This is a genomic window from Sinorhizobium sp. M4_45 (genome assembly GCF_002885915.1).
In the GTDB taxonomy this organism is placed as follows: Bacteria; Pseudomonadota; Alphaproteobacteria; order Rhizobiales; family Rhizobiaceae; genus Sinorhizobium; species Sinorhizobium meliloti_A.
Window position 1 is genome coordinate 365,048 of sequence record NZ_NWVE01000001.1, and the last position, 13,567, is coordinate 378,614.

The 13,567-nt window shown below is 63.3% G+C and carries 12 protein-coding genes; 10 read left to right on the forward strand and 2 right to left on the reverse strand.

The features are described from left to right. Window positions 1-37: 37 nt before the first annotated feature. Both CN933_RS01765 and CN933_RS01770 read right to left on the reverse strand, forming a co-directional pair. A complete protein-coding gene (locus CN933_RS01765) occupies window positions 38-1,201 on the reverse strand; it encodes a polyamine ABC transporter substrate-binding protein (RefSeq protein ID WP_018095522.1) in 1,164 nt (387 codons plus the stop codon). A gap of 51 nt (window positions 1,202-1,252) precedes the next feature. After that, a complete protein-coding gene (locus tag CN933_RS01770; RefSeq protein ID WP_018095521.1) occupies window positions 1,253-2,374 on the reverse strand; it encodes an ABC transporter ATP-binding protein in 1,122 nt (373 codons plus the stop codon). Window positions 2,375-2,516: 142 nt separating this feature from the next. On the opposite strand from CN933_RS01770, the gene CN933_RS01775 reads away from it, so the two are divergent. The 10 genes from CN933_RS01775 (at window position 2,517) to CN933_RS01820 (ending at window position 13,564) form a co-directional block, all read left to right on the forward strand. Beyond that, window positions 2,517-3,320: a helix-turn-helix transcriptional regulator gene (locus CN933_RS01775; RefSeq protein WP_018095520.1), complete on the forward strand. Its 804-nt coding sequence runs from the start codon at window positions 2,517-2,519 to the stop codon at window positions 3,318-3,320. Window positions 3,321-3,529: 209 nt separating this feature from the next. Then, entirely contained in the window at window positions 3,530-4,489 is a 960-nt protein-coding gene (locus tag CN933_RS01780) for a sugar-binding transcriptional regulator (RefSeq protein ID WP_026168650.1), read from the forward strand. 115 nt (window positions 4,490-4,604) lie between these two features. Further along, the gene (locus CN933_RS01785; protein WP_018095518.1) at window positions 4,605-6,050 is read left to right on the forward strand and encodes an ABC transporter substrate-binding protein; all 1,446 of its coding nucleotides are present in this window, start codon (window positions 4,605-4,607) and stop codon (window positions 6,048-6,050) included. A 188-nt stretch (window positions 6,051-6,238) separates the two neighbouring features. Next, window positions 6,239-7,162, forward strand: a complete 924-nt coding sequence (locus CN933_RS01790) for a carbohydrate ABC transporter permease (RefSeq protein ID WP_018095517.1) — start codon at window positions 6,239-6,241, stop codon at window positions 7,160-7,162. 11 nt (window positions 7,163-7,173) lie between these two features. Further along, on the forward strand, window positions 7,174-8,031 hold the full coding sequence (locus CN933_RS01795; RefSeq protein ID WP_018095516.1) for a carbohydrate ABC transporter permease: 858 nt from the start codon (window positions 7,174-7,176) through the stop codon (window positions 8,029-8,031). 4 nt (window positions 8,032-8,035) lie between these two features. Beyond that, entirely contained in the window at window positions 8,036-9,154 is a 1,119-nt protein-coding gene (locus CN933_RS01800) for an ABC transporter ATP-binding protein (protein WP_018095515.1), read from the forward strand. Next, window positions 9,151-10,275 carry an ABC transporter ATP-binding protein gene (locus tag CN933_RS01805; RefSeq protein WP_018095514.1) on the forward strand — a complete coding sequence of 375 codons (1,125 nt, stop codon included), beginning with the start codon at window positions 9,151-9,153 and terminating at the stop codon, window positions 10,273-10,275. Before CN933_RS01800 ends, CN933_RS01805 begins: the two co-directional genes overlap by 4 nt. Then, window positions 10,275-11,852 (forward strand): FGGY-family carbohydrate kinase, encoded by a 1,578-nt coding sequence (locus tag CN933_RS01810; RefSeq protein WP_018095513.1) that lies wholly within the window; start codon window positions 10,275-10,277, stop codon window positions 11,850-11,852. The genes CN933_RS01805 and CN933_RS01810 overlap by 1 nt, the downstream gene beginning before the upstream one ends. Then, the gene (locus CN933_RS01815; RefSeq protein ID WP_018095512.1) at window positions 11,849-12,886 is read left to right on the forward strand and encodes a 2-hydroxyacid dehydrogenase; all 1,038 of its coding nucleotides are present in this window, start codon (window positions 11,849-11,851) and stop codon (window positions 12,884-12,886) included. Before CN933_RS01810 ends, CN933_RS01815 begins: the two co-directional genes overlap by 4 nt. 9 nt (window positions 12,887-12,895) lie before the next feature. Then, entirely contained in the window at window positions 12,896-13,564 is a 669-nt protein-coding gene (locus CN933_RS01820; RefSeq protein ID WP_018095511.1) for a class II aldolase/adducin family protein, read from the forward strand. Window positions 13,565-13,567 lie beyond the last annotated feature (3 nt).

Consider the following 13,567-nt stretch of genomic DNA (forward strand, 5'->3'; position numbering starts at 1 on the left):
CGCGGCAGCGGGATGAGGGGCGATCTTGCCCGTATGTTCAAGCCGATTTGAAGCGCGCCATCAGCTCGGCGCGGCCGGGATCCGTCAGCGTCACGGCAGCGCCGAATTCGAGCGGGGTGAGGGCCGCTTCGTCCGGATAGACGATCTTGTTCGAGGTGACATCGGCCGGGAGCAGCTTCATGACGCGGCTGTCGGTCGTCGGCGCGCCGTTGGCGATGTGTTCTTTAACGGCATTTTCCGGGGTCATCAGGAAATCGAGCAACGCGTAGCCCGCGGGCTTGTTCGCTGCACTCTTCGGGATCGCATAGAAGTCCGACCAGATCTCGCCGCCGTCCTTGCCGAGCACGAACTTGATCTCCGGCATGTCGCGGTTGAGTTGGGCCCCGTCATTGGTCCAGCACATGGTCATCCACGCATCGGTCGCGCGCATCGAGGGCTGATAGTCGCTGTTGATGGCATAGAGATGCGGCTTGACCTTGATCAGCAACTCTTCGGCCTTGGCGAGCTCTTCGGGCTTGACCGAATTGAAGGAAAAGCCGAGCGAGACCAGCGCGTTGCCGATGGTGGTCAGCTGATAGTCGTGCACCATGGCGCGGCCGTCGGCTTCCGTCATCGCGACCTCGAAGAAGTCCTTCCAGCTCGCAACCGGCGCCTTGATCTTGTCGGAATTCACCGCGATCCCAGTGGTTCCCCAGTTCTTCGGTACGGCATAGGTCTTTCCGTCGACGATGCCTTCATTGGTGAAGCGCCCATTTTCCGTCGAGGCGTCGTAGTTGGGCAGCTTGGAGAGATCGAGCTCGTCGATCAGGCCGAGCTTCACATAGGTCGAGATCGTGTAGTTCGTGGGCACGAAGAGGTCCCAGCCGGTGCCGCCCGCCTGCAGCTTCGCCAGCATTTCCTCGTTGGAACCGAAGACGTTGACTTCGACCGCAACGCCGGTCGCGGCGGTAAAGGCTTCGAAGGTGGCGGGATCGTGATAGTTCGGCCAGGTGGCGATCGACATCTGCGTGCCGAGGTCGCCGGCGGCGTAAGCGGCGGAGTTGAAGAGGCCGGGCTGGCGCGCCAATACGGCCGTCGCGAGGCCGAGGCCGGTGACGCCGAGAAAGTGACGACGCGAAACGGAGCCGCGCTTCAGGCGCATCAGTTCGTCGGCAAGCTTGTCCGCGGTGATCGGGGCATTCTCTCTGTACCACTTGGTCATGATGCTGTTCCCTTATCGTTGACGTCAATTGATTGCGGCAGATCGGGCCCTTCAGGCCGGAAAGACATGCATTGCATTCGGGTCGAAGCTTAGCCCGATCCTTTCGCCCGGCTCGGCGAGATCGCTGTCGTTCAGGCTGCGGCGGTCTGCGGTAACGAGAAAATCTCCGAGGCCCTCGACCTCGACCGAATATTCGACGGACGAGCCCAGGAAGATACGGTGGGTCACCGTGCCGCGCAGCGCAGCGCTGCCGTCACGCACCAGGCTTATCGCCTCCGGGCGCAGCGCAACCATGACCGGGCCCGCCGTGCCGTTGGCTCGGGCGGGCTTGGCAAGTCCGACGCCATTGGCGAGGAGGACCGCGCCGGCGCCGGGTTCGATCGACCCGGCGATGCGGTTGGCCTTGCCGACGAAGTCGGCGACGAAGAGACTTGCCGGGCGGTCGTAGATCTCCTGCGGCGGTCCGATCTGCACGATGCGGCCGGTGCTCATGACGCAGACGAAGTCGCTCATCGAGAGCGCCTCTTCCTGATCGTGCGTGACGAGCACGAAGGTGATGCCGAGCTCGCGCTGCAGGCTCTGCAGTTCGATCTGCATGGCGGTGCGCAGCTTCTTATCGAGCGCTGCGAGCGGCTCGTCGAGGAGCAGCACCTTCGGCTTGTTGACGATGGCGCGGGCGAGCGCCACGCGCTGCTGCTGTCCGCCGGACATTTCGTGGATCCGGCGCTTGCCGAAGCCGCCGAGGCGGACCATCTCCAGCGCCTCCTGAGCACGCCGGGTGATCTCGGCGGCCGGGATGCGGGGACGCATTTGCCTCAAGCCATAGGCGACGTTCTGCTCGACATCGAGATGCGGGAAAAGCGCATATTGCTGGAACACCATGTTGACCGGCCGGCGATAGGCAGGCACGCCGTTCATCGGCTGGCCGCCGATATAGACCATGCCTTCGCTCGGCTGCTCGAAGCCGCCGATCATGCGCAGGCATGTGGTCTTGCCGCAGCCGGATGGGCCGAGCAGCGCAACGAAGGCGCCCTTCGGCACCGTCAGGTTGATGTCCGATACGGCCGTTACGCTGCCATAGCGTTTGGCGACCGAACGGAATTCGATGTCGTTCGTCGAAGCGGATGTCACGTCTGTTCCCTGCGGTCGTTCTTGGAATTGCTCGCGGTTCATGCACCGCCGCTTCCACCGTCATTATCGGATAGCCTAGTCAAAATCGCCCGGGCCGGTATATACCCCAAGAGAGGTATTTCAACCCAGAATGCCCTGTGGGAGGAGTATACCCCAGAGCGGCGGAGCGACCCGGGAGAACCGTTTGGGCATCGACCTCGACAGACTTTTTCAGGCGATGGCGCCGCTGGTGAACGGCGCCCCGATGGATGACGAGGCTGTCGGCTGCACATTCCGGGGACTGATGTCCACCCTGATGACATTCGATTACGTCGTCGTCTTCGCCTATCGCGGAAAAGAACGGCCGCTCGACCTTTACAGTACGTTCGACGCCGAGGATCACGTGCTCTTCGTGAGCCTCTATCAGGCCGGACCTTATCTGCTCGATCCGTTCTATCACGCCGCTCGTGCCCCCAAGCCCGGCGTGTGGCGCATGCGCGAACTGGCGCCCGACCGCTTTTTCTCGAGCGAATACTACCGGACCTACTACGTCCAGACGGGGCTTGCCGAGGAGGTCGGCTTCTTCGTGCCGGTCAGCGAACAGGTCACCGTCGTCCTCTCCTTGATGCGGCGGGAGGCGACGGGGGTCTTCAGCGCGACGGAATTCGCTTTGCTGAAGAAGGCGGAGCTGCTGGTGGCGGCCCTCGTGCGCCATCATTGGGCGGAACTCGACCGTCGCTTCGATATGGCGCTCGCGAAAAAGGGCCGGGGCCGCCGGAAGGCGGCACATCCTCCGGCAGACGGGGTCTGGCGGCACCTCAATCTTACCGAGCGGGAAGCGGCGATCATCGAACTCGTGCTCCAGGGCCATTCTTCCGAATCGATCGGATTGAAGCTCGGCATTTCGACGGGCACGGTCAAAGTCCACCGCCGCAACGTCTATCGGAAGCTCGGCATTTCCTCGCAAACCCAGCTCCTGTCTCTCTACATCAAGAATCTCGGCCATTAGAGAGGCGGGCTTCCGCGTCTGCCGATCACCTGACGCCATTGGCTTTTCGAAAACTCCGCGGGACGCATCGCCGATGTGCCCGCGTTTTTTCGGCATGCGACCAACTGAGACTTGACAATTTTTTCAACCCGTGAAAATTATTTCATATTGAGATAAAAATATCATGCGCTGCAAAATTTATCATGCAGCGCAGCATCGGGTGGGAGGATATGGCGAGCATCGGTGGAATGGCTGTCCGCGAGGACGAGGCGAGCATGGCAACCCGCGCCGCCTGGCTGCATTACGCCGGCGGGCTGACCCAGGCCGAGGTCGCCAAGCGCCTGGGGCTCACGTCGCTCAAAGCACACCGGCTGATCATGAAGGCCAACCAGGAAGGGTTGGTGAAAGTCTATATCGACGGGGACGTCTCCGAATGCGTCGAGCTGGAGCAGAAGCTTTCCAGCCGTTACGGCCTGGACTATTGCGAGGTGGTCCCGGACTTCGACAGCGACGACCTGCCGTTGAAGGCGCTCGGCATCTCCGGGGCGCAGTTTCTCAGACGCGAGATAGAGCGCGGAGAGACGGCGTTGATCGGCGTCGGCCACGGACGCACGCTCGCAGCCAGCATCGAGTACATGCCGCGCACGGCGAGCAACAACACGCGCTTCGTTTCTCTGCTCGGCGGGCTCACGCGAAAATTCTCCGCCAATCCGCATGACGTTATCCACCGCCTGGCAGAGCGCACGGGCGCGGAAGCCTATGTGATGCCGGTGCCGTTCTTCGCGAATACGGTCGAGGACCGCGATGTCCTTTTCAGCCAGCGCGGCGTGCGGGAGGTCTTCGATCTCGCGAAGTCGGCCGACCTTCTGATGGTCGGGATCGGTACGGCCGAGCGCGAGGCATCGCTTGTGGCGACCGGGATGATCGAGATGCGCGAAATAGCGGAGATCCAGAAAGCGGGCGGCGTGGGCGAACTGCTCGGCCACTTCTTCGACGAGAAGGGCAGGCCGATAGAGACCGCGCTTTCGAACCGCACCTTCACGCTTGGCCGGCAGGACCTGCAGAACCGCCGCACCGTGGCGATTGCCGGGGGCAGGGTCAAGGCGCGCCCGATTCGCGCGGTCCTGGAGAGCGGGTTCCTGAGCGGACTCATCACCGACGAGCGCACTGCGCAGACGCTCGCCGCTTGAGAAAACACGGGACCGAGGAGCGACGAAAATCGGCGCTGCGGTCCAGGGAGGCAATACCGGTTGGGTAGCCGGCAGCTCAGTCGAGCAGTTTTACCCGTAGTGGAGGAGAAAACAGATGTACGACAAGGAGAAAGACCTCATTGGCGCATTCCTGCGCGGAGAGGTGGACCGTCGCGGCCTGTTGAAGGGCCTTGGCGCGGCAGGCCTGACGGCGGGCACCGCCGGCACCCTGTTCAACATGATGTCGACCCAGGCGCTTGCCGCCGACTTCGACTGGAAGGCACATTCCGGCAAGTCGCTGAAGCTGCTCCTGAACAAGCACCCTTATGCGGATGCGATGATCGCCAATCTTCAGGCGTTCAAGGACCTGACCGGCATCGAAGTCACCTATGACGTCTTCCCGGAGGACGTCTATTTCGACAAGGTGACGGCGGCGCTCTCTTCCGGCTCGTCGGAATACGACGCCTTCATGACCGGCGCCTACATGACCTGGACCTACGGTCCGGCCGGCTGGATCACGGACCTCAACGAGTGGATCAAGGATCCGGCGAAGACAAATCCGCAATATGGCTGGGACGACTTCCTGCCGGGCGTCAAGGCTTCCTGCGCATGGAACGGACAGCCGGGCGGTGCGCTCGGTTCGGAAGATGCCAAGCAATGGTGCATTCCGTGGGGCTACGAGCAGAACAACCTCTCCTATAATCAGGAGATGTTCGAAAAGGTCGGCGCAAGCGTTCCGAAGAACCTCGATGAACTCGTCGCTACCGCGGCAAAGCTCAACAAGGACGTGGGCGGCGGCGTCTACGGCATCGGCGTGCGCGGGTCGCGTTCCTGGGCGACCATCCATCCGGGCTTCCTTTCCGGCTACGCGAATTTCGGCCAGAAGGATCTGAACGTCTCGGAGGACGGCAAGCTTTCGGCCGCGATGAATACGCCTGAATCCAAGGCCTTCCACGCGAAATGGGTGCAGATGATCCAGGAGAGCGGCCCGAAGGACTGGTCGACCTACACCTGGTACCAGGTCGGCACGGACCTCGGCGCCGGCGCCTCCGCCATGATCTACGACGCCGACATTCTCGGCTACTTCATGAATGGCGGCGATAACAAGATGGCCGGCAAGCTCGCCTACGCGCCGTTTGCCGCCAACCCGGAAGCAAAGGCTCCGACGCCGAACATCTGGATCTGGTCGCTGGCCATGTCCAACTTCGCGAAGGACAAGGATGCGACCTGGTACTTCCTGCAATGGGCATCGGGTCTCGAGCACGCGATCTTCGGCGCGACCAAGATGGACTTCGTCAACCCGGTCCGGGCATCGGTCTGGAAAGACGAGATCTTCCGCGAGCGGTTGAACAAGAGCTATCCCGGTTATGTGGAGATGCACGACGTTTCGGCGCCGGGCGCGAAGATCCACTTCACCCCCCAGCCGCTTTTCTTCGACCTCACCACCGAATGGGCGGCGACGCTGCAGAAGATGGTGGCGAAGGAGGTGCCGGTCGACGAGGGTCTCGACAGGCTTGTCGAGAGCATCGACCGGCAGCTCGCGGAAGCCGGGCTCGGCTGATCGCACCTCAGGCTTGGAGCGGATGCGGGCGGACATCATCGAAGGTTCGCATCCATCCCGCTCCAGGCCAGCCCGCCGCCGGCGGGCCGCCGTTCCGGCACGAAAAGCAAATGGAAGAGGGGGTCTGGCTGCGCCGGCCGCGGCCGACCCCTTATGTCATAGACACAGGCATTTAGACGGAGCTGGCCATGGCTTCAGTAACGCACTCCAGCCCAAGGGGCAGCAGGTTCGGGATCAGCAAGAGGGCCTTGCCCTATGTGCTCTCCCTGCCGGCGCTTCTCGTGTGCATCGGTATCCTGATCCCGTTCTTCACGGCGGTGATCTATTCCTTCCAGCGCTACCGGCTTAGCCAGCCCTGGGCACGCCAGTTCAACTGGGGTGAGAACTATCTGAACTTCTTCACCGATCCGGGTTTCTGGAACACGCTGAAGATCTCGCTGCTCTATGCCGGCGTCACCGTGACCCTGGAGCTGCTGCTCGGTCTCGGCATCGCGCTGCTCTTGCAGCGCCGCTCCACGGTCAACAACTTCATCTCGATCATGCTGCTCCTGCCGCTGATGACGGCCCCGGCGCTCGCCGCGCTGATGTGGAAGCTGATGACCAATCCCGGCTTCGGAATCCTGAGCTATCTCGCAAGCCTCGTAGGCCTTGAGAATTTCCGCTGGGCCTCGTCGCCGGACACGGCGCTGCTGACCGTCGTGCTGGTCGACATCTGGGTCTATACGCCCTTCATCATGATCCTGCTGCTCGCGGGCCTCCGCTCGCTGCCGACGCAGCCTTTCGAAGCGGCGGCGCTCGACGGCGTGCCGCGCAGTTTCGTCTTCTTCCGCATCACCTTGCCGATGCTGACGCCCTATATTCTGACGGCGACGCTCTTCCGGCTGCTCGATTCGATCCAGCAGTTCGACATCATCTACGCGATGACGCAGGGCGGACCCGGGGACACGCTGACGGTCTTCCAGGTCGAGGCTTACCTCAACTTCTTCCAGTCGACCAATGTGGGGCGTTCCGCGGCGCTGCTGATCATCCTGTGGGCTATCACCTACGCCCTGTCGAACATCTTCATCAAGAACTGGCTCCGGCTGCGCGAACGCGCCCGCGGCGAAGCGTAAGGAGGCCGAAAATGGAAACCACCTCTCCGGTCGAACGGCTCCTGCGCGGCGTCGCGCTCACCCTGGTCGTCGTCTTCTTCATGTTTCCGATCATCTGGATCTTCCTCATGTCGTTCCAGACGAACGAGACGATCCTCAGAATACCCCCATCGGTGGTCTTCACGCCGACGCTCGAGAATTATGCGGCGCTGATCACCGGCAAACTCCAGACGGCTTCCGGCACGCTCGATATCGCCTTCATGCGCAATCTCGGCAATTCGGTTCTGCTGTCGGTCGCTTCCGTAGCTCTGGCGCTGGTCCTCGGCGTGCCGGCGGCCTATGCCTTCGCGCGGCACAAGTTCAGGGGGTCGGAGGACATCGCCTTCACGCTGCTCTCCTTCCGCTTTGCGCCGCCGTTGCTCGTGCTGCTGCCCCTGACGCAGTATTTTCAGTGGCTCGGCCTCTCGAACACCTATTTCGGTCTCATCTGGATCTACCAGCTGATCTGCCTGCCGCTCATCCTCTGGATCGTGCGCGGCTACTTCGAGGACATCTCGGCCGATGTCGAATATGCCTATCGCATCGCCGGCCACTCCTGGTTTTCGACGTTCCGCAAGATCGCCCTGCCGCTGGCAGGTCCCGGGATCGCAGCGGCCGGTCTGCTCGCCTTCATCTTCGCGTGGAACAATTTCGTGTTCGCCCTGGTGCTGGCGTCCGCGGACAAGCAGCCGGTGACAGTCGGCGCGCTGGCTTTCGTCACGGCCTCGGGCATCCAGTACGGCCAGATCGCCGCCGCGATCGTGCTCTCGATCACGCCGACGCTCGCACTCGCACTCTACGCCCAGCGCTACCTCGTCGAAGGCCTGTCGCTCGGTGCGGTGAAGGGATAATCGAATGACAACACTGCAACTGAAAAACATCGTCAAGCGCTACAAGAGCCAGGCGGTTCTGGACGATCTCTCGCTCGACGTGGCCAATGGCGAGCGACTGGTGCTCTTCGGCCCGTCCGGTTCCGGCAAGACCGTTCTGCTCCGGCTGATCGCCGGCGTCATCGAACCGGATGGTGGCCGGGTCCTGATCGGCGGCGAAGACATGACCGACGTGGACGCGGAGCATCGCGGGCTCGGCATGGCGTTCCAGAACTTTGCACTGTTCCCGCATATGAGCGCCTTCGACAACATCGCCAGCGCGCTGACCTCGCGGAAATCGTCCCGGGACACGATCGCCGCCGGCGTGCACAAGGTCGCAAAGCTCCTGAAGATCGATCATGTGCTGAGCCATCATCCGAAGGCGCTCTCCAACGGCCAGAAGCAGCGCACGGCACTTGCCCGCGCCCTCGTGGGCTCGCCGCCGCTGCTACTTCTCGACGATCCGCTTCGCAACGTCGACGCGAAGCTGCGCTTCGAGATGAGGCTGGAACTGCCGCGCCTGCTCGCCGCTCAAGGGGCAACCGTCATCTACGTCACGCAGGACTACAAGGAGGCAATGGCGCTCGGCGACCGCATCGCGGTCATGGCGCATGGGCGTATCCGCCAGATCGGCACGCCGGCGGAAATCTACAACGCGCCCGCCGATATAGAGATCGCCCGGCTCTTCGGCGATCCGACCATCAACCTGCTCGATGTCGTGCCGCAGCGCGGACCGGACGGCGCGTTCGTCGAACTCTCCGACATGCGGCTGCGCCTACCGGGCTTCGGCGCGCAAATTGTCGAAAAGCAATGCGTTCTCGGCCTGCGCCCGGAGACGATCGCTTTTACCGAAGCCGCCGCGCAGGGCGCGATCCCCGTGACGGTCGAGGCGGAAACGCCGCTCAACGAGAAGACCGTGACGCTGGCGCTGACCGCCCGCGGCCGCGAGATCTTGGTGTCCCGTCCTGCCGGTACCCCCGGCCCGGTCGCCGGACCGGCGCATATCGCAGTCGACGGTCGGGCGGCCTTTCTGTTCGACAAGGCGACGGGCCAGCGCATCCTTCCGTCCGAACTGGCATCCAAGCGCGATGGAGAAGCGGCATGAACGCTACCGCTCTTTTGATCGACAACGTCGACAAGTTCTATGGCCCGGTCGACTACGGCGTTCACGCCGTGAAGCAGCTGAACATGGAGGTGAAGAAGGGTGAGATCATCGCGCTTCTGGGCTCCTCCGGCTGCGGCAAGACCTCTACCCTTCGCATGATCGCCGGCTTCGAACCGGTATCGCGCGGCACGATTTCGGTCGCCGGCCGGCAGGTGCATATGCTTGCGCCGGTCCGCCGCAACGTCGCCATGGCCTTCGAAGGCTATTCGCTCTATCCGCCGCTGACGGTACGCGAAAACATAGCTTTTGCGCTCAAGGCGTCGAAGCTCTCTCAAAGCGTCGTCGAAGAGAAGGTAGCGAGCATCGCCAAGCTGCTCGAGATCGAGGATATTCTCGGCCGTTATCCGAGTTCGATTTCCGGCGGTCAGCAGCAGAGGGCGTCCCTCGGACGCGCGCTTATCCGCGACGCCGACCTGCATCTCCTCGACGAACCGATGGGCCAGCTCGAGCCGCAATTGCGCGCCGTGCTGCGCGGCCGTATCAAGCACTACATCAAGGAACGCGGGCTCACCGCCATTCTCGTCACCCACGATCAGACCGAAGCGAACGCGCTCGCCGATCGGATCGCCGTCATGGAAGGCGGCGTGCTGCAGCAGTTCGATACGCCGCAGAAGATCAAGGAGCGGCCGGCGAATCTCTTCACCGGAACCTTCGTCGGCGAGCCGCCGATGAACGTCTTCGAGGCAAGCGTCAGCGGCACGGACGCCCGCGTGACCTTCGGCCTCAAGGACGGGGTCCGGCTCGAATACCAGGCCGCCGATTTCTCCCATGCCGTTCGCAATGCGCTGATGAAGCGCCAGAATGTGGTTCTCGGCATCCGGCCCTATTCCGTCCGGCGCAGTGCAGACGGGGTGACGGGGCGTGTTGCCGTCAATCAATGGCTCGGCGACCAGACCCATATCGCGGCCGATTTCGCCGGCGGCACCATGGTGCTCGTCGAACACGACCGTACCAGCCTGGAGATCGGTCAGCCGATCGGCATCCGGCTCGACCCTGCAAGCCTGCACGTCTTCGACAGCGAGAGCGGTATCGCCATTTCGCACGGCGAGGAGCTCGCCTGATGCGCGACATCCTCATCGGCATCGATGCCGGGACGTCGGTCATCAAGTCGGTCGCCTTCGATCTCGGCGGCCGGCAGTTGGCGATGACGGCAGTTCCGAACAGCTATGAGGCGGTGGGCCGCACCGGCAGCGTTCAGGAGTTGCGGCGTACCTGGACGGACACGGTCAAAACCCTGGTCGAGCTCTCGGCCAGGATCGAGAACCTCCCTGGCCGTGTTGCCGCCATCGCGGTGACCGGTCAGGGGGACGGCACCTGGATGATCGACAGAGAGGGCGAGCCGGTGGGCAAGGGCTGGCTCTGGCTCGATGCGCGCGCCAGCGCAATCGTCGAACGCCTGCGGGCCGAAAGCGGCGATGCGGAGCGTTTCTCGCGCACCGGCTCCGGTCTTGCCGCCTGCCAGCAGGGCCCGCAGTTGCGCTGGATGAAGGATCATGCACCGGAAATGCTGCAAGGTGCTGCGACCGCTTTCCATTGCAAGGACTGGCTCTATTTCAATCTCACGGACAGGCGCGCGACCGATCCCTCGGAAGCGAATTTCACCTTCGGCGATTTCCGCAAGCGCCAGTATTCCGACGACGTGATCGACTTTCTCGGTCTCAACGAACTCAAACACCTGCTGCCGGAAATCGTCGACGGGGCGAGCACGCATCACCCTCTCTCGGCTGCCGCCGCGGCCGCCACGGGCCTGCCGGCGGGGACGCCGGTGGTGCTCGGCTATGTCGACGTCGTCTGCACCGCGCTCGGCGCTGGCCTCTACGATCCCGGAACCGACACGGGCTGCTCGATCATAGGCTCGACAGGCATGCACATGCGTCTGGCCGCCGGCGCCGACGATGTTCGGCTCAACCAGGATCACACCGGCTACACCATGTGCATGCCGATTCCGGGCACCTATGCGCAGATGCAGTCGAATATGGCTGCGACGCTCAATATCGACTGGATCCTGCAGTTTGCGGGAGGTCTCCTCAAGGGCATGGGGATCGAGAAATCGAAGAACGATCTGCTCGCCCATGTGGATGGCTGGCTTTCCGAGGCGAACGAGACTCCGCTTCTCTTCCAGCCCTACATTTCGGAGGCCGGTGAGCGCGGCCCCTTTGTCGATGCTTCGGCCCGCGCCTCCTTCGTCGGGCTTTCGATCAATCACGGCTTCGGCGACATGGTACGCGCGGTCTTCGACGGTCTCGCCTTTGCCTCGCGGGATTGTTACGCCGCGATGGGGCCGCTGCCGGCCTGCGTTCGGCTGTCGGGCGGCGCTGCGCGCAGCGCCTCGCTGCGCCGCATTCTCGGCGGGGCTCTCGGCGCCAGCATCCAGACGAGCGAACGCGAGGAGGCGGGTGCCGCCGGTGCGGCGATGATCGCCGCCGTCTCTCTCGGCATTTATCCCTCGATGGCCGACTGCGTCCGCGAATGGGTGCGGCCCCACCATCGGCCGGCAGAACCCGCGGATGAAGAGCTTGCGCGCCGCTATGACGCGCTTTTCCCCGCCTACAAGCAGTCGCGCCTAGCGCTTCAACCCGTCTGGCATGCGCTCTCCCACGCAGCCGGAACGGGAAACCAACAGGAAAGACCGCAATGAAGAAGATAGCCATTATCGGCGACCGGTTCATGCTGCCGGATGTTTTTCGCGACAAGATCGTCGAGGCATGCGGCGACGGGCATGAGATCAGCATGCTCGAACTGCCCTGGCCGGACGTGCCGATGGAGCACGGCTATGCCGTGGAGGGCATGGACGGCCTCAAGGAATATCTCGGCAAGCCCGGCGAAATCGTCGACTTCGTCGGCGATGCCGAGATCCTCGTGACGCAGCTTGCACCGCTGTCGCGAACGATGCTGGCTGACCTGCCGGGATTGAAGCTCGTCGCCGTGTCGCGCGGCGGTCCGGTCAATATCGACATGAAAGCCGCTCGCGAAGCGGGCGTCCTCGTCGTCAACACGCCCGGCCGCAATGCGAGTGCCGTCGCCGAATTCACGATCGGCGCCATCCTCGCGGAGACGCGCCTTATCCGCGTGGGGCACGAAGCGCTGAGGCGGAGCGAATGGCGGGGCGATCTCTACCGTGCCGACCGCACCGGCCGCGAGCTTTCCGAAATGACGGTCGGCGTCATCGGCTACGGCAATATCGGCACCAAGGTGGTCCGCTTGCTTCGTGCTTTCGGCACCAAGGTGCTCGTCCACGATCCCTATGTTCAGCTCAGCGCCGAAGACAGAAATGCCGGCGTCGAGCACGTCTCGCTCGACGAACTGCTTGCCCGCGCCGACCTGGTGACGCTGCATCCGCGCGTCAGCGAAGAGACGAAGAACATGATGAATGCGGAAACCTTCGCGAAGATGAAACCGGGGGCGATCTTCGTGAACACGGCCCGCGGACCGCTCTGCGACTATGACGCGCTTTACGAGAGTCTCGTCAGCGGCCATCTCGCAAGCGCGATGCTGGAGACCTTTGCCGTCGAGCCCGTGCCGGAAGGCTGGCCGCTGTTGAAACTTCCCAATGTGACGCTGACGCCGCATATCGCGGGCGCGTCGGTACGCACCGTGACCTATGCGGCCGAAATGGCCGCAGAGGAAGTGCGCCGCTACATCGCCGGCCTGCCGCCGGTCAATCCGTGCTGAGGTGGGACGATGAACGAACTTCAACTGCGCCAGTCGATCATCGACCATTGCCGCCACATGAATGCGATCGGCCTCAACCAGGGCACTTCGGGCAATATCAGCCTGCGCCATGGCGGCACGATGCTGATCACCCCGTCTGCGATCCCCTATGCCGAGATGACGCCTGAGATGATCGTCGCCATGCCGATCGACGGCGAGTATGGCGCCTGGGCAGGCCCCAAGAGGCCGTCGGTCGAATGGCCCTTCCACCTCGACATTCTGCGGGCGCGGCCGGATGTCGGCGCCGTCGTTCACACCCACGCGACCTTCTCGACAATCCTCGCGATCGCGCGCAAGCCGATTCCCGCCTGCCACTACATGATCGCCGCCTTCGGCGGTACCGACGTGCGCGTCGCCGATTACGCCCGCTACGGCACGAAGGCGCTGTCGGAGAACGTGCTGAAGGCGATGGAGGGGCGTTCCGCCTGCCTCATGGCCAATCACGGCATGATCGCGACCGGTTCGAGCCTGGAAAAGGCGATGTGGGCGGCGGTCGAGCTCGAGACGATCGCCAAGCAATATTACCACGCGCTCCTGATCGGCGGCCCGGTGGTCCTGCCGCAGGAGGAAATCGCCGGCGTCATCGAGGGATTTGCCACTTACGGCCATCAGGACAAACCCAACGGCGAGGCCGCCTGACCG